Source organism: Mycobacterium shigaense, assembly GCF_002356315.1.
GTDB lineage: Bacteria > Actinomycetota > Actinomycetes > Mycobacteriales > Mycobacteriaceae > Mycobacterium > Mycobacterium shigaense.
On the sequence record NZ_AP018164.1, the window covers coordinates 3501206 to 3527518 of the forward strand.

Below are 26313 nucleotides of genomic sequence, written 5' to 3' on the forward strand. Positions count from 1 at the left end.
CCGGTGATGAAAGGTGGCGGCCATGCGCAACGACGCATTCGCCTCCCCGCTGACCGTCTTGGTCGGGCCGGCGCAGTACGTGTTTCCCGCGGGCCGGGACATTACCGTGGGCCACGGCCGCGGGTGGGATGTCCCGCTGGACGGCCCGGGGAACACCCCGGCGGCGCCGGCGCGCCCTGAGCTGCTGCTGCGGTTCACCGGCACCCATTGGGTGGCGATCGACGGTGGCGGCCACGGCGTATTCCTCAACGGCGCCCGGTTGTCGACGGTCGACATCCGCGACGGCCTGGCGATCGCGATCGGCGATCCGCAGCGGGGCCCGCGGCTGGTGTTCCGGGTTGGCACGCCCGCCGGCCCGCCGCCGCGTCCGTTCGTTCCGCCGCCGCCCACTCAGCAACCGACCCAGCGCCTGCGGATTCCGGCGCCCCGACCGCCGGCGGCGCCACCACCCACCCCGCCCGCGCCGTCCACAGGCCCGCCGTCGCCACCGCCGCTCATACCGTCGCTGCAAACCACGCCCATCGGCGTCGCGCCCCCGTCGCGGCCGGCGCCGGTGCGGGCGGACGCGGAGCAGACCCAGGGCAGGGGGCTGATCGGGCGAATGACCGAGGCGACGCGCAGGCTGCGCGCCGGGCGCTCCTTTCGCACCGGCGAGGCCGTGGCCACCTACCGGCTGCCGCTCGAAGCCGGCGCTCGCACCGCGGGCCTGGCTGCCTACCGGCTGGGGCTCACCGCCGACGGACGCGAATTGCTCACGGACGTCTCGTTCACGGCCCGCCTGGGCTCGCTCACCGCAATCACCGGGCCGTCCGCCGCGCACAACGCCGCGCTGCTCGACGTGCTCACCGGGACAAGGCAACTCAGCGCCGGGCTGATCACGGTGGACGGCCACGACGTAGCCGCCGAGCCCGCGGCCATGCGCACGCGCATCGGGATCGTGCCGCGCGAAGATCGCCTGCACCCGCAGCTCACCGTCGAACGGGCGTTGCGATACACCGCCGAACTGCGATTGCCGCCGGACACCTCGACCGAACACCGGCAACGCGTGGTGGAGCAGATCCTCGAAGAGCTGGAGCTGGCGCCGCACCGCGCCACCCGAATCTGCAAGCTGGCGCCCGAGGTTCGCCGGTGTGCGGCGCTGGCGGTCGAGCTCCTCAGTCGACCGACCCTGCTGGTGATCGACGAGCCGGGCGCCGGCCTGGATGCCGCGCAGGAAGATCACGTGATGACGGTGCTGCGCCGCCAGGCCGACATCGGGTGTGTCGTCGTCGCGACGATGACCTCGCCGACGTCGCTCACCCATCTCAACAAGTGCGACCAGGTCGTGATCCTCACGCCCCGCGGCACCGTGGCCTTCGCCGGGCCACCTCTGCAGGTCGGTGCCGCGCTGGCCACCACCGACTGGTCGGAGGTCCTGGCACGGGTGGCGGCCGACCCCGACGGCGCCCAACGCGCGTTCCGCGCCCGTCAGCTCGCGCAGGGCCCGCCCCCGCCGCCCGCGGTGGCACAGCCATGGCCGCCACCCGCCGAACCCGTGCTGACCCGACAACTGTGGTTGGTGCTGCGCCGTCAGGCCTACCTGCTGCTGGCCGAACGACTGTACTTGGTCTTCCTGGTAGCGCTGCCCTTCGTGTTGGCCGCGTTGACGCTGCTCATCCCCGGGGACTCCGGCCTGAAACAACCCAACACGACCACCTCCAATCCGCACGAGGCGGTCGAGATCCTGGCCGGGCTCAACATCGCCGCGGTCATCATCGGCATCGCGCTGACCGTCCGGGATCTGGTCGGCGAGCGGCGTGCCTTCGAACGCGAACGCGCCGTCGGGCTGTCGCCGTCGGCCTATCTCGCCGGCAAGATCATCTTCTGCGGCGTGGCCGCGGCGATCCTGACCGCCGTCACGTTCTGCATCGTCGTGGTCGCCAAAGGCAAACCCGCGCACGGCGCCGTGCTGCTGTTCGACGGCGCATTTGAGTTGTATGTGAGTGTTGCTGTCACGGCGGCGGTCTCGGCGATAGTCGGGCTTGCTATCTCGACCATGGGCAAGTCGCTGACCGGCGTCGTCCCGCTCGCCGCGCCCGTGATCCTGGCGTCGTTGTTGTTCGCGGGCGGACTGATCACGCTGGTGGGAACCTGGGGCTACGACCAGATCTCGTGGTTCGTCCCGGCCCAATGGGGCTTCGCGGCATCGGCGTCCACCGTCGATCTGCACCGGCTCGACGCGCGGGCCGTCAATGTCCAGATGTGGACCCACTACGTCGGCTGGTGGGTGTTCGACATGGTGATCCTCGTCGCCTTCGGCGCGGTGTGGGCCGGGATTGCCCGCTACCGCCTTCGCGCGCACGGGACGGCGGCACGGTGAAATATCGGCGCCAATCCGGCCGTTTCCGCGCGGCGGCCTGCGGGTTACCTTCGACGTATGGCGCCACAGACGACGAGCACCGCCCACCACCTGCGTAATGCCTTGGACGGGCGGTTCCGCGACGCGAAGAACCAGACCCGAGAATGGCTGAGCCAGGATCAGTTCCGCCCGCACTACACCCCCAACACAGTTCTGGCGCGCGCCAAAGTCTTCGAGCAGATGAAGCTGATTGCCGCCGCGGGCATCCCCGACGAGGGCTTCCGCAAGGAACACGGCGGCACCGGCGATGTGGGCGCAGCTATCACGATGATCGAGATGCTCGCGATGTCGGACCTGTCCTTGATGGTCAAGGCCAGAGTGCAGTGGGGCCTGTTCGGCGGGGCGGTCGAGAATCTGGGCACCGAGCGCCATCACGAGCCGTACGTGAAGAAGGTCATCAGCCTCGAGCTGCGCGGCTGTTTCGCGATGACGGAGACCGGGCACGGCAGCGACGTCCAGTCGCTCGAGACGACGGCGACCTACGACGCCGAGACCGAAGAATTCGTCATCGACTCCCCCACGCCGTCGTCCCGCAAGGACTACATCGGCGGGGCCGCCGAGACTGCCACTGTCGCAGCGGTTTTCGCTCAATTGATCACGACCGAGAACGGTGAACCGGTCAACCACGGCGTGCATTGCGTCCTGGTGCCGATCCGCGACGCCGACGGCAACGACCTGCCCGGGGTGACGACGTCGGACTGCCACTACAAGGGCGGTCTGCCCGGCGTCGACAACGGCCGCATAATGTTCGACCACGTCCGCGTTCCGCGGGTCAATCTGCTGAACAAGTACGGCGACGTCGACGTCGACGGCACCTACAGCTCGCCGGTCGAGAACCCCAACCGCCGGTTCTTCACGATGATCGGCACGCTGATCCGCGGCCGGATCACCGTCGGCGGCAGCGCCGGTAACGCCGCTCGCGTCGCACTCGACATCGCCACTCGATATGCGTTGCAGCGCAGGCAATTCACCGCACCCGACGACGATGGCGAAGTCCTGATCATGGACTACCTGGTGCATCAACGGCGCCTATTTCCCTTGATAGCAAGGTCATACGCGTTGCAGTTCGCCCAGAACGAACTGGTGTCCAAGTGTCACGATCTGCAGACGTCGGACTTCCCGGACGCCGAGGAACAACGCGAACTGGAATCGCGTGCCGCCGGGTTGAAGGCGGCCAACACCTGGCACGCCAGCCGCGCGATTCAGGAGGCGCGCGAGGCGTGTGGCGGCGCGGGCTACATGGCCGAGAACCGGCTGATTGCGCTGCGGGCCGACACCGACGTGTTCACCACCTTCGAGGGCGACAACCACGTGCTGACCCAGCTGGTCGCCAAGGAGCTGCTGACCGCCTACGCCGACGACATCAAGAGCATGAGCCCGGTTGACTGGGTTCGGTTCGCCGCCAACACCGTTGGCGAGCGGGTGATGAAACGCACCGCAGCCGAGCAGATCATGCAAACGATCGTCGACGCCCGCCAGGACAGCGAAGAGGAGGGCAGCCTGTTCAACCGGGGCACGCAGGTGAACATGTTCGAGGAGCGCGAGGAGTATCTGCTGTCGTCGGTGGCACGACGACTGCAGGGCAAGTCCAAGGAGATGTCGGCGTTCGACGCGTTTAACGCCGTGCAGGATCACGTGTTGCACGCGGCCAGCGCGCACATCGACCGGATCGTGCTGGAAGCCTTCGTCGCCGGCATCGACTCCTGTGACAACGCCGAAGCGCGTGAGCTCTTGGAGATCGTCTGCGATCTGTATGCGTTGTCGGTGATCGAAGAGGACAAGGCCTGGTATATCGAGCACGGCTACCTGTCCACGGGCCGCGCCAAGGCGGTCACCCGGGGGATCAACGATCGGTGCCGCGCGTTGCGCCCGCACGCCCGAACGCTGGTCGACGGATTCGGCATCCCGGAACCGCTCCGTTACGCCGAGATGCTGCACCCGGAGAATTTGCCGGGCTGACTCGCGCGGTTGCCGTGCTCAGCCGGCGGTGACCGAGGCCGCGCCGGACGGGGCGCCGAGCGGCCTGCGCACGTAGCGGACCCAGGTCAGCCCGGCGGCGAACACGTAGAAGGCCAGGAAGACCCAGAAGGCCGATGTCATCGTCCCCGTGGCAACGAAGGATTCGCGCAACGCCAGGTTGATCCCCACGCCGCCCAGCGTGCCGACGCCCGCGACGAAGCCGATGACGATGCCTGAGATCACCCGCGCCCAGTCCGAGCGCTCGGCTTCGTCCACGTCCAGGCGGTGGCTGCTGGCGGCGAACACCGTCGGGATCATCTTGTAGACCGATCCGTTGCCCAACCCGGCGAGAGTGAACAGCGCGATGAAGCAGGCCACGTAGCCGGCCATAGACCCGCCGCTGACCGGCCCCGCGTGCGGGTCCTCGACCGTGGCCACGCCGATCAGCATTCCGGCCGTGAGCACCATCGCGACGAAAACGGCGCACGTGACGCGACCGCCCCCGACGCGGTCAGCCAGCCGGCCGCCGTAGATGCGCGCCACCGCGGCCAGCAACGGCCCGATGAAGGCCAGTTCGGCGGCGTGCAGCGCGGCCGCCGAGACGCTTTGGCCGCCTGCGACAAAGGCGGTCTGCAGTATCTGGCCGAACGCGAACGCGAAGCCGATGAAGGAGCCGAAGCTGCCGAGATACAGCAGGGAGAGCAGCCAGGTGTCGCGGGTGGAGACCACCGCGGACAGGATCGAGCGCAGCCGCCCCGACTCCAGCCGGTGCTGGGCGACATTGTTCATGAACAGCGTGGCTCCCAGGCCGGCGATCGTCAGCAGCAGCAGGTAGAAGCCGCACACCCAGTACGGCTGCCGGTCGCCCGCCACGGCGATGACGACCAGCCCGACGATCTGGATCATCGGCACCCCGAGATTGCCGAGGCCGCCGGAAAGCCCCAGCGCCATTCCCTTGAGCCGGTGCGGATAGAAGGCGTTGGCGTTGCTCGCCGAGGCCGCGAAATTGCCGCCGCCCATTCCCGTCAGCGCCGCACACACCACGTAAGGCCACAGCGGCAGGCCAGGGTGCGCCAACAGCACCAGCGCCCCGAGCGTCGGCACCAGCAGCACGAACGCCGAGAACATGGCCAGGGTGCGCCCGCCGAAGACTGCGGTGGCCACTGCGTACGTCGGCCGCAGCAGCGCCCCGGCCAGCGTGGCTGTGATGCCGAGCAGCAGCTTGTCGCCCGCCGAAAAACCGTACACATCCCTGGGCATGAACAGCGCCATGACCGGCCACAGCGACCAGATCGAGTAACCCAGGTGCACGTTCACGACCGACCAGATCAGGTTGCGCCGCGCGATGGTCTTGCCGCCGGCTTCCCAGGCCACCAGATCCTCTGCATCCCAATGAGAAAGGTGACGCGAACTCACCGGAATGGATTCCTCTCGCTGCGCTGGCCGAACGTCTCAAAATACCGGAACATCGTGCGCCTATTGGTGCGGAATCGTGCCGAGCGCCTGCAACTTGCCGTCCGCACCGATCTGAAACTTCACGGTGCCGCTGCCCTTGGGGCAACAGGGTTCGTCGTTGCCGACCTGCCACCGATACTGGACCGTGACGGTGTCCTCGTTGGCAGGCAGCACGACGATGTACGCCTTCGGGTTCGGTGTCGCTGGTCCCAGCGGCCGGTCGTGGTCGAAGAACAGCAACTGCTGCGGCGTCGCCTCACCGGCGATGGTGGGGATGATCTGCACCCAGTGCAGCCGGCAATTCTTCGTGTGCCCCCGGGCGATCTCGACCCAACTCGATCCGGCCACCTCCACCGGAACGGAGGCGATGGCCTGTCGCACCGTGTCGGCCGTGGGCCCGTCGGACGCCTTGCACGAGTCGGGCTTCGACGCCTGCGGTGGCGCGGGCTTCGAGCCGCAAGCCGAGGCCAACAAAACCACCAAAATCACAAAGTGACGAAGCACTTTGTGAGCTTAGCGAATACTGTGAATGTCCCATTTGTTTCGTCCGAACCTTAGTTCTGATGGAGAATTCAATGCCGCCGCCGGGTAATCTGGCCCTAGTCGCGGATCGGTGTTGACCTGCGATTATTCGGGCCGATATCCGGCTCTGCTCACACTTCACAAATCGGTTTGGTGCGTGTGAGAGAAACCCGTAAAACGGCGGAAACACCGGATACCTAGTGCCGAAACATCCTTGTCGCACCATTTGACGCGTAGGCCCGTGCACGCTCGGAGGGAGGAAGCCAGGCGTGGCTCGCCAGTCTCATGACGATCGAAAAGCCGTCGTGAACAGCATGTGCGCCTATTGCGGCGTTGGTTGCGGCATGGTGTTGCAGGTCATAACCGACCCGGAGAGCGGTCGCCGTCACGTTGCGAAATCTGTTGGAAACAAAAGCCACCCGACCAACTTCGGTCGGCTCTGCACCAAGGGCACGACCACCGCGGACATGCTCACCGCACCCGGCCGGATGGATTCGGCCTACCTGCGGCCCGCACGCGGTGAATCCCTGGAACCGATCGACATGGATGCGGCGCTTGCCCAGACCGGCAGGCGGCTGCGCGCGATCGTCGACCAGCACGGTCCGGATGCCGTCGCCCTTTACGTATCCGGGCAGCTGTCGCTGGAAGCGCAGTATCTGGCGAACAAGCTGACCAAGGGATTCATCGGCACCAACCAGATCGAGTCCAACTCGCGGCTGTGCATGGCCAGCGCCGGCTCGGGTTACAAGCAGTCACTCGGCGCCGACGGCCCACCCGGCTCCTACCAAGACTTCGAACAGGCCGACGTCTTCTTCGTCATCGGCTCCAACATAGCGGATTGCCACCCGATTCTGTTCCTGAGGATGATGGATCGCGTCAAGGCGGGCGCCAAGCTGATCGTCGTGGACCCGCGCCGCACCGCCACCGCGGAGAAGGCCGACCTCTTCCTGCAGGTCTCCCCCGGCGCCGACCTCGCGTTGCTCAACGGGCTGCTGCACCTGATCATCGAAAACGGCCACACCGACGAAGAATTTATCGCCGAGTTCACCGAGGGCTGGGAGGTGATGCCGAGCTTCCTGCGACACTTCACCCCCGCCCGGGTCAGCAAGATGACCGGCATCGCCGTCGAGGACCTGCAGACCGCGGCCCGCTGGATCGGCGAAGCCGAGAACTTCATGAGCTGCTGGACAATGGGACTCAACCAGAGCACGCACGGCACCTGGAACACCAACGCGATCTGCAACCTGCACCTGGCCACCGGCGCGATCTGCAAGCCGGGCAGCGGTCCGTTCTCCCTCACCGGGCAGCCCAACGCGATGGGCGGCCGCGAAATGGGTTACATGGGGCCGGGTTTGCCGGGTCAACGCTCGGTGCTGTCGGCGGACGACCGCGAGTTCGTCGAGGAGCGGTGGGGCATCCCGCCCGGCTCGCTGCGCACCGATGTCGGGTCCGGCACCATCGACATGTTCTCCCGCATGGCCAACGGCGACATTAAGGCGTGCTGGATAATCTGCACCAATCCCGTTGCCAGCGTTGCGAATCGGAAGACCGTGCTGGCCGGCCTGGAGCGCGCCGAGCTGGTGATCGCCCAGGATGCGTTCCGCGAGACCGAGACCAACGAGTACGCCGACGTGTTGCTGCCGGCGGCCCTGTGGACGGAGTCCGAAGGGGTGATGATCAATTCCGAGCGCAACCTGACGCTGTTCCAGCCCGCGCTGCCGGTGCCGGGTCAGGCGATGCCGGACTGGCAGATCATCGCCCGGATCGCCTGCGAGATGGGATTTTCCGAGTCGTTCAGCTACGACTCCGCCGAGGACGTGTTCGAAGAGATCAAGCGCTTCGCCAACCCGAAGACCGGATACGACCTGCGCGGGGTCAGCTACGAGCGGCTGCGTCAGACACCGGTGCAGTGGCCCTGCCCGCCCGAGGGCGCCCACGACCGCAACCCGATCCGCTACCTCAACGACGGCGTCAGCCAGGATCGGTTGGTGCGCGACGACGGCAGCGTCCCGCGACTGGCGTTCCCCACCGCAACCGGGCGGGCGATGTTCTTCGCCCGGCCGCACCTGCTGCCCGACGAAATGCCGGACGACGACTACCCGTTCCTGCTCAACACCGGTCGCCTGCCGCACCAGTGGCACACGATGACCAAGACCGGCAAGGTGTCCAAGCTCAACAAGCTCAACCCCGGGCCGTTCGTCGAGATCCACCCCGACGACGCGGCCCGGCTGCAGATTTGCGAGGGCGACCCGGTCGAAATCGCTTCCCGCCGCGGGCGTGCCGTGCTGCCCGCGGTCATCAGCGACCGGGTTCGGCCCGGCGACTGCTTTGCGCCTTTCCACTGGAACGACGCCTTCGGCGAATACCTGTCGATCAATGCCGTGACCAACGACGCCGTCGACCCGATATCGCATCAACCCGAATTCAAGGCCTGCGCCGTCACGCTAACCAAAGTCATTGTCTCCCAGCATGACCCGGCCGCCGAGCCCGAGCGACCGGTCGCCGGCGACACGCCAGAGCCCGCGCCCACGGAGATTGCCCAAATCAGCGCGCCCCAAGTCGACCTCCTCGCCGAGATCCTCGGCGTGGCAAACGAACCGACCCCTCAGCTCGGCCCACTCGGCCGCAGCTATCTTGCCGGGGTGCTTGCCGGTCTGCGTTCGGACACCGGCCGTCGCACCGCGGGGGTGCCCTCCCTGCCGCTCAATGCCCCGCTCGACATCAACACCCGGCTCTGGGTGGACGGCCTGCTCGCGGGGATGTTCTCGCGCACCGAGGCGCCGGCGTCATTGCCGGTGGGCGCGCCCGCCGCAGCGGCCGTCGAGGCGCCGGTCACCCCACCCGGCGCGCCCGCGGCTGACGTGGCCACCGAGCGAGCGCCGGTGGTGGTGTTGTGGGCCTCGCAGACAGGCAACGCTGAGGAGTTGGCCGCCGACGTCGCCGCGCAACTCGCCGAGGCCGGGCTGCCCGTCGCCCTGCACGGGATGGACGACTTCTCGGTGGCCGAATTGTCCACCACGCATGAGCTTTTGGTGATCACCAGCACCACCGGCGACGGCGAGGCCCCGGACAACGGCGCCGGCCTGTGGCGGGCGCTGAGCGGGGAGGGCGCACCGCGGCTCACCGACACCCGCTATGCGGTACTCGCGCTGGGCGACTCCAACTACGACGACTTCTGCGGTTTCGGCCGCAAGCTCGACGAGCGGCTGGCCGAGCTGGGCGCGACCCGGCTCGCCGACCGGGTCGACTGCGAGCCCGAGTACGACGACCACGCCGCCGGATGGGTGAGCGACGTCAGCAAGGCGTTGACCCGGTCCCCCGAGCCCGTCAGCCCGGCCGGCGCCACGGCGACGCCGGCAGCGTCCGCCGTGGTCGCGGCACCGTCGCGCCCGAGCCGGGCCGCGTCGAGCACTTACAGCAAAAAGCACCCGCTCATCACCGGCATGATCCGCAACACCATGCTGAGCGGACCCAACTCCGCAAAAGACGTGCGGCAGATCGTGTTTGACCTTTCCGACGAGGCGGTCAGTTACGAGGCCGGCGACGCGCTGGGAGTGTGGCCGCGCAACAGCGACCAGCTGGTCGACGAATGGCTGTCGGTGACCGGGCTGGACGCGCACACCACGGTCGAGGTCGGCGAGCACGGCTTGATGTCGTTGCGCTCCGCGCTCACCGAGCGCATCGAGATCGCTCACATCAGCCGCGACCTGGTGCGGTTCGTGCAGGAGCGCACCGGCGACCAGAAACTCGCATCGCTGCTGAGGCCGGAAAACAAGGCTGAACTGAGCAATTGGACATGGGGTCGGCAGGCCGTCGACCTGCTCGCGCGGCTGCCTGTCTCCGCGTCGGCCCACGAGTGGCTGCGGGTCCTCAAACGCCTGCAGCCGCGGCTGTACTCGATCTCGTCGAGCCCCAAGGAGTGCCCGGCGGAAGTTCACCTCACGGTCTCGCCCGTGCGCTACAACTTCCAGGGCGTTCCGCGTCGTGGCGTGTGCTCCACCTACCTGGCCGACCGCTCCCCCGGCGATCGAGTCGCCGTCTACCTGCAGCCGTCGAGCAACTTCCGGCCGCCCAGCGACCCGGACACGCCGATGATCATGATCGGCCCGGGCACCGGGATCGCGCCATTCCGCGGATTCCTGCAGGAACGGCGCGCGCTGGGCCACAAGGGGCCCAACTGGCTGTTCTTCGGTGAGCAGCACGCCGCCACCGACTACTACTACCGCGACGAGTTCGAGCAGATGCGCGACGAGGGCTTCCTCACCGAGCTCGACCTCGCGTTCTCGCGAGACCAGCAGCAGAAGGTCTACGTGCAGCACCTGATGCGCAACCGCGGGGCGCAGCTGTGGAGCTGGTTGCAGGATGGCGCCCAGCTGTACGTCTGTGGCAACGCCGACCCCATGGCCAAGGACGTCGACCGGGTGCTCTGCGAGATCGCCGCCGAACACGGCAACCTCGACCAGGACGCGGCAAAGGGCTACGTCCAGTCGCTGAGCGCGGACAAGCGCTACCACCGCGACGTCTACTAGAGGCCGGGCGCCGCACCGGGAACTCGTAATTTGGCAGAAACATCGCCCACTCGCCGCTGAAACATGCCTGTCGCACCATTTCACGTAGTAAAGGGTGCATTCGAGGACGGACGTACGGTGGCGCAGGCGTTTGAGTGGACCGACGACGACGGCATTCAGGCCAGTTGCCCGGTGCACGGCGGACCGTTCGGCGAACAGCCGCTCGCAGACGACCGCGTCGACTGGGCGGGATTGCCGATCAACCTCGATTTCGCCTTCTCGCGTACCCATCGCGACAGGGTCTACATGCAGCACCTGCTGCGCAAGCGGCTGTCGCCATGGTCGCGGGGCGACGGCCAGCGGTGCAGCTGCGGCATCGCCGCCAACTACGACATATAAGAACGTATAAGCCGCGCACCCGGGACGCACACCTCCGGCGCGATTGTCAATAGCCCGTCTCACCGTCGCCCGCCCTCCCGTCCAGGTCGGTTGTCCGACAAGTAGATTCCAGACAACGACCTGCGTGGATGGGACACAGAGTGGTAGACGTTTCGATCATCGAAACATCGGGGCTGGGCGATCGCAGCTATCTGGTGAGCGACGGCGAGGTCGCGGTCGCCATCGACCCGCAGCGCGACATCGATCGGGTGCTGGAGCTTGCCGCCGACTTACGGATCACTCACGTGCTCGAGACCCACGTGCACAACGACTACGTCACAGGCGGCCTGGCGCTCGCTGACGCCGTCGGCGCCGAATATCTGTTACCCGCTGGCGAACACGTCGAATTCGCGCACCGTGCCGTCGGCGACGGCGAACGCATCGAGACCGGCCAGATAAACCTGGAGGTGCTGCTGACGCCGGGACACACGCGCCATCACGTCAGCTACGTGCTCCGCGACCGGTCGGGCGAGACGCTCGGGGTGTTCACCGGGGGATCGCTGCTGCACGGCAGCACCGGACGGACCGACTTGCTGGGCAAAGAGCACACCGAGGAACTGTCTCGGCTGCAATATCACTCCGTCCGCCGCCTCGCCGACGAGCTGCCCGCGTCGACTCCGATCTATCCCACGCACGGTTTCGGCAGCTTCTGCTCCGCGGCGCCCACCGACGGCGACAGCTCGACCATCGCGGATCAACGCCGGACCAACCCCGCGCTCACCCAGGACGAACAGCACTATGTCGAGGAGCTTCTCGCCGGCCTGGCCGCCTACCCCGCCTACTACGCGCATATGGGGGTGCTCAACAGAAAAGGCCCGGCGGCACCGAACCTCTCGCCGCCCGCACCGGTCGACGCGGGTGAGCTGCGCAGGCGGATCGACGCCGGGGAATGGGTCGTCGACTTGCGCAATCGCAAAGCCTTTGCGGCCGGGCATCTTTCGGGCAGTTACGGGTTCGAATTGTCGGACTCCTTCGTCAACTACCTCGGTTGGCTGTACACCTGGGGCGCTCCGCTGACCTTGATCGGTGACGATGCCGCGCAAATCGCCGACGCGCAGCGGGAGCTGTGCCGCATCGGCGTCGAGCACCTCACCGGCACCGCCAGCGGAGACATCCGCGACCTCGCCGACGGATCGGAGCTGCGCAGCTACCGTGTCGCCGAATTCGGCGAGCTTGCCGATGCGCTCGCCGGGGGCGGCGTCGTGGTCCTGGATGTCCGCCAACGCGGCGAATTCGACGACGGCCATGTGCGGGGCGCGCTCCACGTCGCGTTGCACGAATTGCCCGAGCGCATCGACGGCATTCCGGCCGATCGTGAGCTGTGGGTGCACTGCGCCAGCGGCTACCGCGCGTCGGTCGCCGCAGCGCTGCTCGATCGCCACGATCGTCGCGTCGTCCTCATCGACGACGGTTACGACAGCGCCGAAAAGCTCGGGATCACCACGTCGAAAAATTCTGACTGAACATAAACCGCTCGCCTCGCGCCGACCCGGGTAGGAACACACCATGAGCGCACCAACTGCTGACAGCATCACTTCGCCGGAACTTCGCACGCTGCTGGAGTCGCCGACGGCTCCGCGCGTACTCGACGTGCGCACCCCGGCGGAGTTCGAAACCGCACACATCGCGGGGTCCTACAACGTACCGCTCGACGTCGTCGACCGGCACAGCCCCGAGATCGTGGAACGCCTCGACCGGGACGACGAGGTGGTGCTGGTGTGCCGCTCGGGTCAGCGCGCCACCAAGGCCCAATCGGCGCTGCGAAACGCGGGCCTGACTCACGGGCGCGTGCTGGAAAAAGGGATCACCGATTGGGAGGGCCGGGGCTTCGCGGTCGACCGTGGCGCGCAGCGCTGGGACCTCGAACGTCAGGTGCGCCTGGTGGCCGGATCGATCGTGCTGTCCTCCGTGGCGGGCAGCGTCGTCATTCCCCGGCTCAAGTGGGTGGCCGCCGGCATCGGGGCGGGCCTGACCTATGCGGCCCTGTCCAACACCTGCGCAATGGCAACCGCGTTGTCCAAGCTGCCCTACAACCGCGGCGCGACGTCGGACACCGGCACCATCCTGTCCCAGCTCGGCCGTTCGCCCCGCGAGTAATCGTCCGTCAGGCGGTCTTCGACGCGCGTTCACCGCGATCAGCGTTACCGTGACGGGGTGCGCCACGCCGTCGGACGGAGATTGTGATGGGCGAAAGCCACACGCCCCGGATCCCACTGGCGATGTCCTCGCCGAGTCTGAATCGCGGCGTCGGCTTCACCCACGCGCAGCGCAAGGAGCTGGGCCTGACCGGCCGGTTGCCGTCGGCGGTGCTTACCCTGGACGAACAGGCCGATCGCGTGTGGCGCCAATTGCAGAGCATGGCAACTGATCTGGGCCGGAACCTGCTGTTGGAGCAGCTGCACTACCGGCACGAAATCTTGTACTACAAGGTGCTGACCGATCATCTGTCGGAACTGATGCCGGTGGTCTACACCCCCACGGTCGGGGAGGCCATCCAACGATTCTCCGACGAATACCGCGGCCAGCGCGGCCTGTTCCTCAGCATCGATGAGCCCGACGAGATCAAAGCGGCCTTCGAGACGTTCGGGCTCGGGCCCGACGACGTCGACCTGATCGTGTGCACCGACGCCGAGGCGATCCTGGGAATCGGCGACTGGGGCGTGGGCGGCATCCAGATCGCCGTCGGCAAGCTGGCGCTTTACACCGCCGGCGGCGGGATCAACCCCTGCCGCTGCATCGCGGTGTCGCTGGACGTCGGCACCGACAACGAACAGCTGCTGCAGGATCCGTTTTATCTGGGCAACCGGCATGCCCGGCGTCGCGGCGCCGAATACGACGCGTTCATCCGGCGCTACGTCGAGACCGCGCATGCGCTGTTTCCGCACGCGATCCTGCATTTCGAGGACTTCGGCCCGCTCAACGCACGCAAAATCCTGCGCACCTACGGTGAGGACTATTGCGTCTTCAACGACGACATCCAGGGCACCGGCGCGGTCGTCGTCGCCGCGCTGAACGGGGGGCTGCGCATCACCGGCGCCCGGCTGCGCGATCAGAGGACGATCGTCTTCGGGGCGGGGACCGCCGGGATGGGCGTGGCCGATCAGATCCGCGACGCCATGGTCGACGACGGAGCCACCATCGAGCAGGCCACGGCACAGATCTGGGCCATCGACAGGCAGGGCTTGCTGTTCGACGACATGGACGACCTGCGCGACTTTCAGGTTCCCTACGCGAAGAGCCGCCGGGAGTTGGGCCTGGCAGCCAGGGGGGTGGCCGGCGAGCGGGTCGAGCTGATCGACGCGATCAAGCTGGCCTCGCCCACCGTGCTGCTGGGCTGCTCGGCGGTGTCCGGCGCGTTCACCCGCGAAGTCGTCGAGGCGATGACCGCCTCGTGTGAGCATCCGATGATCTTTCCGCTGTCCAACCCGACCTCGCGGATGGAGGCCGTGCCCGCCGACCTGCTGGAGTGGTCGCGCGGCAAGGCGCTGATCGCCACCGGCACCCCGACGGCGCCGGTCAACTACGACGGGGCCACCTACACCATCGGTCAGGCCAACAACGTGCTGGTGTTTCCCGGGCTCGGGCTGGGAATCATCGTGGCCGGCGCCAACCGGTTGACCCCGGGCATGTTGCACGCGGCCGCCAAGAGTGTTGCGCGGCAAGCTAATCCGACGAACGCTGGCGACCCGTTGCTGCCCGATGTGGAAAACCTGTACGCGGTCTCCAAAGCGGTCGCCGAGGCCGTGTATCACGCCGCCGTGGCGGACGGGGTCGCCACCGAGCACCACGACGACGTCGGCCGGGCCGTCGCCGCCGCGAAATGGGCTCCGCCGTACGACTAGCCAGCCGTCAGCGGCCGGGCGGGACGGGCTGCCCGTACACCGCCACGACGACGGTGCGGTCGACGCTGTTGTCCGACCAGACCCCGATGGCGGTATTGGCGCAGTCGCGGATGATCGCCATGTCGTCGGGGTTGTAGTACCACTGGTTGACCAGTTCCAGGCTGCTGATCGCGATGGCCGGATTGATCGCGACGGTTTCGGCGGCCCGGCCGCGGAAACCGGCGGCGTTGGCCCGATCCTGTGGGCTCGATCCGTCGGAGCCGGTGTCGTCGTTGATATTCCGGTTGTTCATCATGTCTTCGGCGTGCCATTCGGCGGCCAGCGTCAGCGCGTTGTTGCGGATGACGTCGTTCGTGCAGCCCGCCTGGTGTTGCAGCGTGTACACGGCCGACACGACGGCGCTGTTGAGCCGCTTGTTGTCGGCGTACGCGGCGGGAGCCGCCAATGTCCCCGCGGCCGAAACGATCACGCCGACGCCCAGCAGGCGGGCGCCTATCGTGTGACGGTCCGCCATCACACCGGGTCGAAGTGCGAGACCAGCCATCGGCCGTTGACCTTGTCCAGCGTTGCCCGGATGACGGGTTGGGTGTCGGTGGGGACGCCGTCGCCGATCGTCACGGACTGGTTGACGTACAACAAGACCGCCGCGTGCTCGGTGGTCGCCGAAATCGGCGCTGCTGCACTCACTTTGGCTGCCGCGGAGATGTGCTTCTCCTTGGCGCCCGGAATCACCACTTCGCGGATCAGCGAGGTGTAAGCGTCCTTGAATTCGCCGGTGAGCCGGTCCCTGGCGGCGTTGAGTTCCTTGTCCACCGAGTCCGCCTTGTACGACAACAGGGCGGTCACGTCCTCGCTGGCGACCCGGACCGACTCGGTGCGCGCCGCGGCCAGATCCTTGGCCGAGTCGGTCACCCACTTGAAGTAGCCCGCCGCTAGGGCCAGCACCAAAGCCAATCCGGGCAAGATACCGCGGGCGAAGACACGCGACCACACGACGGGGCGCCGTTCCCGCGTGGTGTCGGTATCTTCGGTCTCCCCGGCGGCGTCGACGGCCTCCTCGTCGATGTCCGGCGCCTCGGTGGTGTCGAGGGTCTCGTTGAGCGTCGTCACGGCACGAACACCACGTTCGACACCTTGGCGTCGTCGCCGACGGCCTGGACCTCGATGCGCATGCGCCATTCCCGCGGCGACTCTTCGCCCCCGGCCGTCCGGGATTTCACCGCCACGGCCACCAGTACCTGGGCGGAGTCACCGCGCTGCGATTCCAACCCGGCGTCGGTAACCGTGCCTTCCGATTTCGACTGCGCCGCCTTGACGACCTCGATGAACGGCTTGGACCGGTGCTGGAAGTCGTCGCGGAACGCTCCGGTGGCCAGGTCGACGATCCGCTGCACGTCGGTGTCGACCTCGGTGTAGTTGATCGTGGTCAGGTTCACCGCGCCCTGGCGAGCCACCTGGATGAACAGGTTGCGCTGCGCCTGGGCCTGATGTGTCTGGTAGGCGCGGTAACCGAGCCAACCGGTCAATCCGGCGAGCAGTGCGACAATGGCGACGCTGGCGACCAGGGCCGACCGGGCTCGGGAAAGCCTTCTGAACCGGGGCCGGCGCCTGGCGGGCTCAACCTCGTCGGTCACATCGACGTCGTCCGTGCCGGCCGTGTCGTCGGCGTGGACCGCCTGGTCGACTTCGAGGACCTCGTCGGCCTCCGATATCGTTGCCGCACTGGGCTTTTCGTTGGTTTCAGGCTCGTCGGCCATATTTCTCCCTCGAACTCTCACGACGGTGGGACAAGTAGTGACTGCCAGTTCTTGGCGCGCGGATGCGCCAAGTCAGCCTCGGTGTAGCGACGCCCGTCCGGTCCGATGTAGTCACCGGTGGCGGGGTCGTAGGTCGACACGGCAAGCGGCGGCGCCGACGGCGCCGGCGCCGTCCCCCGCGGCGGTGGCAGTCGCGGATCTTGACCCGGGGGATACTGCGGTACGCCCTGGCCGCTGGTGGTGGCGTTGGGGTCGCCCTTCCAGTTGTAGCCCTCGTTGAGCGGCACGTAGTCCTCGTCGCTTTCGCACAGCTCGATGGTGGGGGCCCGTTTCCACGGCTTGGTCTCGCAAGGGATGTTGCGCGCTCCCCGGACATTCATGTCGGAATCCTGCGGAATCCGGCAATAAAGGTCAGCCGCTGGTCTGTCCGGCGCGTCCACGCTGGCCGGTGAACGACGTTGCTTAGGCGGCAGAAACCCGGTATCGCAGGGGGGCGGGTAATTCAGGTTGAGGTTGAAGTCCAGAAAAAAGCCCTTGTATTCCTGCTTGGTGTTCAGGTTCGGCACCAAGGCGGCAGCCATGACCGCTATGCCTTGCGGAAACAGCACCAGCAGTTGTTCGATGTCGTGGCGGTAGACCACGGCGATGTCACCCAGGCTGACGAGATTGGCGAACAGCACCGGCAGGGTGGGCGTCACGCGGTCGAACAGGGCACGCCCCTCCTCGAGCCCGGACGTGCCCTGCGTCAGCAGATCGCGAAGGGCGGCGTCCTGCGCCTTGAACTGCGCCATGACGGCCGAGGTCCGATTGGCCCACGTGCCAATCGCATCCGCCGTCTGCACCTGGGAGTTGAGTACCGCGGGTGACTGGTCGATCAGCGCGGCCAGTGGATCGACGGTCTTACCCCCGGCGATGGCCAGTGCCGTGGACCCGTCGACGATCCGGGACAGTTCGGGACCAAGACCACCGACCCCCCGGTTGCTCTCGTCGATGACCGTGCGCAGGTTGTCCCGCGGAATGGCTTGCAGCGCTTTATTTGTCAGGTCGAGCAGGTGCCCGATGTCGACCGGAACGTCGACGCGGCCGGCGGGGATGACATCGCCGGCCTGCAGGGCCCGGGAATGCTCTCCGTCCTTCCCCGGCTGCGGGGTCAATTCGATGTACTGCTCGCCGACCGCCGAGCGGCTGTGCACCGACGCCTGGACATCCGAGGGCACCTTGACCCCGGACCGCAACGCGAGCAGGGCACGCACCCCGGTGGCCGTGACCTCGATCGACTTGACCTGGCCCACGTCGGTGCCCCGGTAGGTGACGACCGAGGTCTGGTAGAGACCACCGGATTGGGGCAGGTCGACCGTGACGTTGTACTCGCCGATGCCGAACAGTGTCGCGGGCAGCTTCATAAAGTTGAATGCCATTGAGCCGCAAGAAACTACGGTCACCAGGGTCAGAATCGCCAACTGTATCCACGTCCTGCGATTTAGGCGCAGCATTCAGTATCCCCCGGCGTGGTACGGAAAGGTCAATGGGTTGCCTCCAGTGGAGGGGCTCGGCTGCATTCCGATGGTGCGGCCCCACAGGAGTTCGAGCTGGGTGAGGTTGCCCTCCCAACGCGATCCGGTGAAGATCCCGGTGTCTATGCGGCTCAACGTCAAATCGACGATCATGGTGAGGTTGGCGTAGTCGCCGCGAAACCAGTTGGTCACCGTTGATGTCGGCCAGGGATAGGTCGCGAGTCCGTCCAGGCCCTTGGTCAGTGCCGGTCCGGCATCGGCGAGTGATCGCAGCACCGGCGCGATATTGCGCAGGTTATTCACCAGGGATTGCTTGCTCTGGTGGATGGTGTCGGCCGCGATGGCGCTGAACTTGCCGAGCTGATCGATCGCATCGGCGATCTTGGTGCGATCTTCGGCCAGCACGGCCAATGCCTTGGGCACGGTCGTCAGTGCCTTGTCGACGACCTGATCCTTGGCGGCGAACTGGCCCGCCAAGGAGTTGAGATTCTCGGCGGCGGAGATGATGTCGTCGGTCTGGTCGTTGGTCTTTGCGATGAACACGTCCAGCTGGTTGAGCAGACTTCGCATGTCGTGCTCGCGGCCGGCGAAGGCCTTGGCGACAGCCTGATTGATCTCTTGCAGCTGCCCGATTCCGCCGCCGTTGAGCAGGATCGAGACCGAGGCCAGGGTCTGCTCGGTGGTCGGATACATGCTCGCGCGCGACAGCGGGATCACCGAGCCGTTCTTGAGTTCGCCGACCGGCGGCTCATCCTTGGGCGCGGCGAGTTCGATGTGCTGCGAACCCAGCAGGCTGGTCTGCCCGAGCTTGGCCGTCGAGTTCGCCGGCAGGTGGATATCGCCGTTGATGCGCATGGTGACCAGCGCGTGCCAGTCCTGCAGCTCGATCTTGGTGACGTTGCCGATGTTGACGTCGTCGACCCGAACCCGGGTGTTCTCCTGGATGGTCGTCACGTCGGGCATTTGCGCCTGGATCGTGTAGGCGCCCGGCCCCCCGCCGGCGGTACCGGGCATGGTGAACGAATTGAGGCCCTTCCAGCCGCAGGAAGTCAGCGCGGCAATGCCTGCCGCGCAGAGCATTACACCCAGCGCGCGCCTCATGGCTCCTCCACCGGGAGCAACAGGTTCCGCAGCACCTGCGTGGAGTCGATCAGCGAGTTGGGCGGCGGAGGCGGCGGCTGGGCCGGTGGCTGCCCCTCGACGGGTGACGGCGCGGGCGGCGGGGCGTCCGCCGGCGGGGGCGCATCCGGAGGTGGTGGCGGCGTATAACCGGGGCGCAGCCAGTCCTCGCTGTAGGTGATCTCGTTCGGCCGTGCCTGGGTGCCGACAAATGGGTTGATCCCCGCAGGTATGTAGTTGTAGATGCGGTTCTTGATGATCGGGTTGATGTACTGCAGGCACAACTTCGATACCCGGGCCAGCCGTGCTCGGGAGGCGGCCTCGATTGAGTTGCAAATGAACTGGGGAATGTCGGCGAAGTTGCTCAGCGCAATGATCCCGGACATCGCACCCTGAGCCGGCTGGTAGATGTTCAAGAAGTTCTGGAACACGGTGGGCGTGGTGTGCAGAATCTGTTTGATGTCGGCACGGCTGTCGTTCAGCGCGGTCGTGATGGACGCGAACCGATCGACCGTGACGCCCATGGCCTCACGGTTGTCGGACAGTAGGTCGCGGACGTCGTTGAGCGCCTGGTCCAAAGTCTTGACCGACGTGCCGATTTCGTTGGGCGTATTGGTCAGGATTTTCGTCACGCTGGCCAGGTTCTGATTGAATTCGGCCAACAGATCGCTGCTGGAGTACAGCGCCGACACCAGCAGCTGCAGATTGCGCACCGTACTGAAGATGTCGTCGGCGTGATCACCGAGTGCCGAAATCGCTTCGGAGAGTTTGAGGATGGAATCCCGAGCGGTGTCCCCGTTGCCGCGCAGGTTGTCGGCGGCCGAGTTGACGAATTCGCCGACCGAGTTCACCCCGCCCGGGCTGGTGGGCTGCAGCGCTTCGGTCAGCTTTTCCAGCTGCTTACGGAAGTCGTCCCATTCCACCGGCACCGCCGTGCGGTTCAACGGAATTGAGGCGCCCGGGCTCAATCTGGGCCCGCCCGAGTACGCGGGCACTAGTTGGATCGCCCGGGATGTCACCAGCGACGGCGACAGGATGGCCGCGCGCGCATCGGCCGGGACCGGCACATCCTTGTCGACCGAGAAGGTAACCTTGGAGCTGGTGGGTTGTGGTTCGATCTTGTCCACGACGCCGACCGCGACACCGAGCACTCGGATCTCGTCGCCGATGAACAAGCCGTTGGCCTCCGTGAAATAGGCCGAGTACGTGTTGCGTTCGACCCTGGCGAGCATCTTGTTGCCGATCAGCACCGACGAGATCGTCAGCGTGGCGGTCAGGCTGATGGTGACCAGGGTTTGCAGGGTGCGCCGGCTGATTGTCATTGCCCGTCCAATGTGTGCGGGAAGGGCGGTGGGACGGTCCGGATCGGCGGGGTCGAAGGAGGTGGCGACGGCGGCTGCGACCACAGCGGGACGGGCGCCTGTTCCGGCGGGACGGGCGGGCTTCCGGTCGGCGGGTCCACCACCTCCGAGGGCAACTTCTGGTTGGGGTCCAGGAACCGGTCGTACATATCCGCGTCGATGACCGGCCCGCCGATCTGGCCGGGAATCAGGTTGGCCACATAGGCCTTGAAGAACGGCCCCGAGCCCAATACCTCGCCAAACGACATTGCATATCGTTTGAACTTGGGCAGGGTCTTCTGGATGTCTTCCTTGCGGTTGTCGAGAATCTCGAGCACCCCGTTGAGCTTGTCGAGCGCAGGCTTCAGGGTCTTGCGGTTGTCGTCGACGAGTCCGGACACCTGCCGCGACACCGCGGTGATGTCGTTCATCAACGCGTCGATCGAGTCCCGCTCGTCGAGCAGCGCCGCGAGCAGCGCGTTGGAGTTCGCCACCAGGCCGGCGATCTGTTGACTGCGGTGGCCGAGCACCGCGGAGACCTTGTTGGCATTTCCCAGCAGGCTGCGCAGCTGCGCGTCCCGGCCGTTGAGGGTGTCCGAGAACCGGGCCACACCCTCCAGCGCCGGCTTGAGATTTGGCGGCGTCTCCTTGATGGTGTCGGCCAATGTGCTTAGTGCCGACGACAATTGGGTGGTATCCAGCCCACTGATCGTAGTCGTCAGATCTCCCAGCGCGTCCGGAAGCTCATAGGGCGACGTGGTGCGTTCCAGCGGAATGGTGCCGCTGAGTTTCCCGTCGCCGCGCGAGGTGAGCTCCAGCATCTTGCTGCCCAGGATGGTTTCCGTCTTGATCGCCGCTTCCGTGCGGTCGCCGAGCTGGATGCCCGTGCGGACCGTGAATCCCACCCGGACTTTGGTGCCCTCCAGACGGATGTCGGAGACCCTTCCGACGCCCATGCCGGAAACCCGAACGGTGCTGCCGACTTTGATGCCCCCCGCCTCGGCGAAATAGGCCGAGTAGTCCCTGGTGTTCTTGATGAACGGCAGCTTGTCGTACTGGAATGCGGCCAGCACGATGCACGTCACGATGACGGTGCCGACCACTCCCACCAAGACCGGGTTCTGTCGATTGAGCGCTTTGATGCTGATTCCCTTCATCGCGGGGTGCACCGTCCGCTCGGTTGGCCCAGCAGTTTGACGAAGATCGGGTTGCCCCCCTTGCCGTTCAACTTGAGCAGCACCTCGCAGAAGTAGAAGCCGAAGTAGTCGCCGGTCAAGCCTTGCCGGGCCAGGACCTGATAAACGTCGGGCAGCGTCTTGAGCAGGTTGTCGACATAGTCGCGATCGGAGAGCACCTGCGCGGACATCCGGTCTGCTTCGTGCACGACGTCTTTGATCGGGGGGCGCGCCTGGACGAGCAGGTCGGCGACCGAGCCGGTGGCGGCGTTGATGTAGGCCAGTCCGGTGGAGATGTCATTGCGGCGCTGCGCCAGGCCATCCACGAGTTGAGCCAATTTGTCCAGTCCGTCGGAAAATTCGTGATCCCGGGCGGCGAAGGTGTGCAACACGGTGTTCAGGTTGGTGATGAGCTCGCCGATCAACTCGCTGTGTCCGGCCAGGGTCGAGGTCAGCATCGACGTCTGGGACAGCACTGAGGCCAGGGTCCCGCCCTGGCCCTGGAAGATCTTCAGCAGTTGGCCGGACAGGGCATTGACCTGATCTGGATCCAATGCGCGGAACAGCGGGCGGAAACCCCCGATCAGTGCGTCGATGTCCAGTGCGGGCGATGTCCTGGCCAACGGGATCGTCGAGCCGGGAGGCAGCCGGCCCGGGGGGGCCGGGAGAGTCCTCGAGCGCGAGATAGCGGTCACCGATGAGGTTTTCGTAGCGCACGGCGGCCCGGGTCCCCTGGCTGAGGCGAACCCCCTTGTCCACCGCAAAGCCGACGGTCACGGTGCCGTCACGATGCAGGCTGAGGTCCCCTACCTTGCCGACCTCTACCCCCGCGATGCGGACGAAGTTGCCGGACTTCAGCCCGGAGATGTTCGTGAAGACCGCTTGATAGCCGGTCCGGTCCTCGAAGCGCAGTTGGCCGAATACGGCGATGAGGGTGAACGTGAATACCAGGCAGACCGCGGTGAACAGCGCAACGCGAACGACAGTGGGCCGGGAGCCGGGCCTTTTTCCATTGCTCATGACGGCGGCACTCCGCCGCGCCAGTTGTACCGCGGGGCTTCGGGCGGGTTCTTGGTGGTCGGGAAGTAGTTGGCCCACCAGGGATTACCGACCCACGGAGTGGTCCGGATCTCGTCGGGCGCCGCACCCCAACCGGTATCGGTCACCAGCGAACGCACCGGATAGTTCGCGCTCGGATCGGGCAGCGAGCCACAGCTGGGCCTCCCGCCGGGGCCGCCGGTCGCGTTGACCTTGGGCAGATGCTTCGGATACCGGTACGGGTCGTCTCCGAATAGCAGGGCAGCGTCCATGATGAACGAATAGCCGTTGCCGCCCAGCATGTCTCGGCCGCCGTGGTCCACGTACCACTGCGCGCCCTGGAACAAGCAGGTGAACGTCGGCGAATACTTGTTCAGCAATGCGGTGGTCGGGTCCAGTAGGTTGAACGAACGCACGATGTTGGATTCGTTTCTGCCGATGAGGTTGATGCCGGTCTGGCTGAAGCCCACGGTCGACAGCAACAGTGAATCGAGTGACCGCTGATCGTCGGTGAGGGTCTTGCTCGTCGTCGCCGCCGAGTCGAGGATCGACAAGATGTATTGTGCCGCAACGGAATAGATGGCGGTCGTCTTGCCGAACAGCCGCCAGTTCTTGTCGATCGTATCCTGGCGGGGGTTGACGGTCAGCAGGACATTGTTCGCGTCGGTGATCGCCTGCCCGATCCGCTCACCCTTGCCACGAACGGACTGCGCGAACGCCGATAGGATCGCGTTCAGCTTCGCGGGATCGATGGCGGCGACCACCGATTGCAGGTTCTCGAAGACCGTGTTGACCTCCACGGTGACGTTGCGCGAGTGCAGCACCGCCCCGGGTTTGAGTGCCGTCGCGCTGGGATGCTCGGGCACGATCAGATCGACGTACTTGGAGCCGAATGCCGTGGTGGACTTGATTTCGGCCTCGAGGTTCGCCGGCAGGTATTTGAACGGACCCGGATCCATCTTCAACCGCAGCTGAGCCGCCTTGGTGTCGGTGCCGATCGATGCGACCTGGCCGATCTGCACGCCCCGCAGCTTGACCTTGGCCCCCGGCTCCATCACCAGTCCAGCGCGATCGGACACCAGCGTCAGCGGGATGAACGGGGTGAAGCTGCCGGAGAACGAACCGGCGGTGAGTGCGATCACGGCCGCGACCAGGATGAACAGTGTCGGCGCCCACCAGATCGGGTCGATCTTGCTCCCGCGGGTTCGATTTCGCCGAAGCGGCCCGCTGTCTCGGTGATTGCTCATCCGATCAACCCGACAGGTTGAAGTTGCCGGACTGCCCGTAGACGGACAGCGAAATCATCAGGGCCGTGAAGGCCGTGACGATCATCGATGACCGCACCGAGCGTCCGACTGCTTCGCCCACACCCGCCGGGCCACCTGTCGCGGTGAAGCCGTAGTAGGTGTGCACCACCATCACGCCCGTCGCCATCACCAGCACCGCCAAAAACGACCACAACAAATCCGTGGGACGCAAAAAAGTGGAGAAGTAGTGTTCGTACACCCCGCGGGACTGGCCGTAGATGTACAACGTGCCGAACTTCGACGCGAAAAACGACATCAGCACGGCGACGGCATAAAGCGGGATGACGACCAGAACGCCGGCGATGATCCGGGTCGACGCGAGGTAGGTGATCGACCGGATTCCCATGACCTCGAGCGCATCTATCTCCTCGTTGATGCGCATGGCGCCCAATTGCGCTGTCGCGCCCGCACCGATCGTGGCGGCCAGTGCCACCCCTGCCGTGCAGGGCGCGATCATCCGGACGTTGAAGAACGCCGAAAGAAATCCGGTCAGCGCCTCGACCCCGACGTTGGACAACGTGTCGTAGCCCTGGACCGCGACGAGCGCGCCGGTCGTCAGGGTCAAAAAGCCGATGATGCCGACGGTGCCGCCGATGACCGCCAGCGCTCCCGTGCCCATCCCCATCTCGGCGATCAGCCGCAGCAGCTCGCCCGGATAGCGGCGAACCGCATCCCCTGTGGCGGCCAGCGACCGCCCGTAGAACGCGGTCTGCTCGCCCAGCTTCCGGGTGGCGTCCACCAGCCGCGGGCCTGCGGTGACCAACCAGCCGGGATCGCTTGCCGCATCAGTCATTTGGCGGTCACCTTCACTCCGAGCGCGGTGATCACGATGTTGATGAAGAACAAGGCCATGAAGGAGAACACCACGGTCTCGTTCACGGCATTTCCGACACCGGTGGGTCCGCCCCCCACCGACAGACCCTTGTAGCAGGCGATCAGGCCGGCGGACAGCCCGAACAGCGTTGCCTTGATGAGTGAGATGACGACCTGGGGCAGCCCGGTGAGCAGCGTCATCCCGGCGATGAAGGCGCCGGGTGTGACGTGCTGGACGAAGACCACGAAGATGTAGCTGCCGACCAGCCCGGTCACCGCGACCACCGAGTAAAGCAGCAACGCGACGAAGGTGGCGGCGATGATGCGCGGAACCACAAGGGCCTGAATCGGATTGACGCCGATCACCTTCATCGCGTCGATTTCCTCGCGGATGGTGCGGGCGCCCAGGTCGGCGCACATGGCGGTCGAACCGGCGCCGGCTACCGCCATCGCCGTGACGACGGGTCCCACTTGAGTCACCGAGGCCAGTGCCGCACCGGCACCGGAGAGATCGCCGGCCCCGATCTCGACCAGCAAGATGTTGAGCACGAACACGATCAGCACGGTGTAGGGAATCGACAGCATGATCGTCGGGAAGATAGAGACCCGTGCAACAAACCAGATCTGCTCGAGCACCTCGCGCCACGCCCACGGCCCCCGCACCGTGGCGATCAAGGCTTCGACGCTAAGCAGAAAGAACTCGCCCAGCGCATTCATGGGCTTTGCGATGGCGGTGCCGTTCATCGGGTCAGGCCTGACCGCAATCGGTTCATTCGACTCAAGCGGTCCCCCAATTTCGTCACACTTTTCAGTCATTCGTCCGTCGCCGACCGATATAGGTCAGCTTCGTATACCTGCCGACCGCGCCGCCTGCTTGCACACATAGAACATCGCAGCAATTTACGGCCAAACGTATGCCCGGCATCAGGGTTGCGATCACCCAGAAGAAATGTGGCCAGAAGCCTAGAATTGACGAGAAGTCAGCCGACGCGCACGCGAATCCGGCGGCTCTGGCCCCCGTTGACCTGCACGGATTTACACGTCGACCCTGACGCGGAGGCGCCGAAGGCCGCCGCATTCAGACCGAGGAAGATTCGGCCGGTGGTGCGCGAAGACGCCGGGGCCACG

The 26313-nt window shown here is 66.2% G+C and carries 19 protein-coding genes and 1 pseudogene; 7 read left to right on the forward strand and 13 right to left on the reverse strand.

Annotation, left to right across the window (positions count from 1 at the left end; genetic code table 11):
* Positions 1–22: 22 nt before the first annotated feature.
* Together MSG_RS16465 and MSG_RS16470 are read left to right on the forward strand one after the other, a co-directional pair.
* The gene (locus MSG_RS16465) at positions 23–2359 is read left to right on the forward strand and encodes an ATP-binding cassette domain-containing protein (protein WP_096441215.1); all 2337 of its coding nucleotides are present in this window, start codon (positions 23–25) and stop codon (positions 2357–2359) included.
* Between the two features lie 57 nt (positions 2360–2416).
* Entirely contained in the window at positions 2417–4357 is a 1941-nt protein-coding gene (locus MSG_RS16470) for an acyl-CoA dehydrogenase family protein (RefSeq protein WP_096441216.1), read from the forward strand.
* Between the two features lie 18 nt (positions 4358–4375).
* On the opposite strand, the gene MSG_RS16475 is transcribed toward MSG_RS16470, so the two are convergent.
* Together MSG_RS16475 and MSG_RS16480 are read right to left on the reverse strand one after the other, a co-directional pair.
* Entirely contained in the window at positions 4376–5773 is a 1398-nt protein-coding gene (locus MSG_RS16475) for an MFS transporter (protein ID WP_232011060.1), read from the reverse strand.
* A gap of 60 nt (positions 5774–5833) precedes the next feature.
* Entirely contained in the window at positions 5834–6301 is a 468-nt protein-coding gene (locus tag MSG_RS16480; protein WP_096441218.1) for an LppP/LprE family lipoprotein, read from the reverse strand.
* 347 nt (positions 6302–6648) lie between these two features.
* Here MSG_RS16480 and MSG_RS16485 point away from each other — a divergent pair, with 347 nt between their 5' ends.
* The 5 genes from MSG_RS16485 (at position 6649) to MSG_RS16505 (ending at position 15122) form a co-directional block, all read left to right on the forward strand.
* Positions 6649–10863 carry a bifunctional nitrate reductase/sulfite reductase flavoprotein subunit alpha gene (locus MSG_RS16485; RefSeq protein WP_096444608.1) on the forward strand — a complete coding sequence of 1405 codons (4215 nt, stop codon included), beginning with the start codon at positions 6649–6651 and terminating at the stop codon, positions 10861–10863.
* A gap of 117 nt (positions 10864–10980) precedes the next feature.
* Positions 10981–11241, forward strand: a complete 261-nt coding sequence (locus MSG_RS16490) for a hypothetical protein (protein ID WP_232011061.1) — start codon at positions 10981–10983, stop codon at positions 11239–11241.
* A gap of 140 nt (positions 11242–11381) precedes the next feature.
* Positions 11382–12743: an MBL fold metallo-hydrolase gene (locus MSG_RS16495; RefSeq protein WP_232011062.1), complete on the forward strand. Its 1362-nt coding sequence runs from the start codon at positions 11382–11384 to the stop codon at positions 12741–12743.
* Between the two features lie 43 nt (positions 12744–12786).
* A complete protein-coding gene (locus MSG_RS16500) occupies positions 12787–13377 on the forward strand; it encodes a rhodanese-like domain-containing protein (RefSeq protein ID WP_096441220.1) in 591 nt (196 codons plus the stop codon).
* Between the two features lie 86 nt (positions 13378–13463).
* Entirely contained in the window at positions 13464–15122 is a 1659-nt protein-coding gene (locus MSG_RS16505) for an NAD-dependent malic enzyme (protein ID WP_096441221.1), read from the forward strand.
* A 7-nt stretch (positions 15123–15129) separates the two neighbouring features.
* Here MSG_RS16505 and MSG_RS16510 read toward each other — a convergent pair whose 3' ends face one another.
* From MSG_RS16510 to MSG_RS16560, 11 genes and pseudogenes are all read right to left on the reverse strand, one after another.
* Positions 15130–15636: a CAP domain-containing protein gene (locus MSG_RS16510; RefSeq protein ID WP_096441222.1), complete on the reverse strand. Its 507-nt coding sequence runs from the start codon at positions 15634–15636 to the stop codon at positions 15130–15132.
* A complete protein-coding gene (locus MSG_RS16515; protein WP_162899247.1) occupies positions 15636–16232 on the reverse strand; it encodes a hypothetical protein in 597 nt (198 codons plus the stop codon). The genes MSG_RS16510 and MSG_RS16515 overlap by 1 nt, the downstream gene beginning before the upstream one ends.
* On the reverse strand, positions 16229–16879 hold the full coding sequence (locus tag MSG_RS16520) for a tetratricopeptide repeat protein (RefSeq protein WP_232011063.1): 651 nt from the start codon (positions 16877–16879) through the stop codon (positions 16229–16231). The genes MSG_RS16515 and MSG_RS16520 overlap by 4 nt, the downstream gene beginning before the upstream one ends.
* Before the next feature lie 17 nt (positions 16880–16896).
* Positions 16897–18372, reverse strand: a complete 1476-nt coding sequence (locus MSG_RS16525; protein ID WP_096441223.1) for an MCE family protein — start codon at positions 18370–18372, stop codon at positions 16897–16899.
* Positions 18373–19494, reverse strand: coding sequence for an MCE family protein (locus tag MSG_RS16530; RefSeq protein WP_096441224.1), 1122 nt, complete (start codon positions 19492–19494; stop codon positions 18373–18375).
* A complete protein-coding gene (locus MSG_RS16535; RefSeq protein ID WP_096441225.1) occupies positions 19491–20834 on the reverse strand; it encodes an MCE family protein in 1344 nt (447 codons plus the stop codon). The genes MSG_RS16530 and MSG_RS16535 overlap by 4 nt, the downstream gene beginning before the upstream one ends.
* A complete protein-coding gene (locus tag MSG_RS16540) occupies positions 20831–22009 on the reverse strand; it encodes an MCE family protein (protein WP_118915924.1) in 1179 nt (392 codons plus the stop codon). The genes MSG_RS16535 and MSG_RS16540 overlap by 4 nt, the downstream gene beginning before the upstream one ends.
* Positions 22006–23047, reverse strand: a pseudogene (locus MSG_RS16545) (MCE family protein). Before MSG_RS16545 ends, MSG_RS16540 begins: the two are co-directional and overlap by 4 nt.
* Positions 23044–24312: an MCE family protein gene (locus MSG_RS16550; RefSeq protein ID WP_096441226.1), complete on the reverse strand. Its 1269-nt coding sequence runs from the start codon at positions 24310–24312 to the stop codon at positions 23044–23046. The pseudogene MSG_RS16545 and the gene MSG_RS16550 overlap by 4 nt, the downstream one beginning before the upstream one ends.
* 4 nt (positions 24313–24316) lie before the next feature.
* The gene (locus MSG_RS16555; RefSeq protein WP_096441228.1) at positions 24317–25165 is read right to left on the reverse strand and encodes an ABC transporter permease; all 849 of its coding nucleotides are present in this window, start codon (positions 25163–25165) and stop codon (positions 24317–24319) included.
* Entirely contained in the window at positions 25162–25929 is a 768-nt protein-coding gene (locus MSG_RS16560) for an MlaE family ABC transporter permease (protein ID WP_077088749.1), read from the reverse strand. Before MSG_RS16560 ends, MSG_RS16555 begins: the two co-directional genes overlap by 4 nt.
* Between the last annotated feature and the right edge of the window lie 384 nt (positions 25930–26313).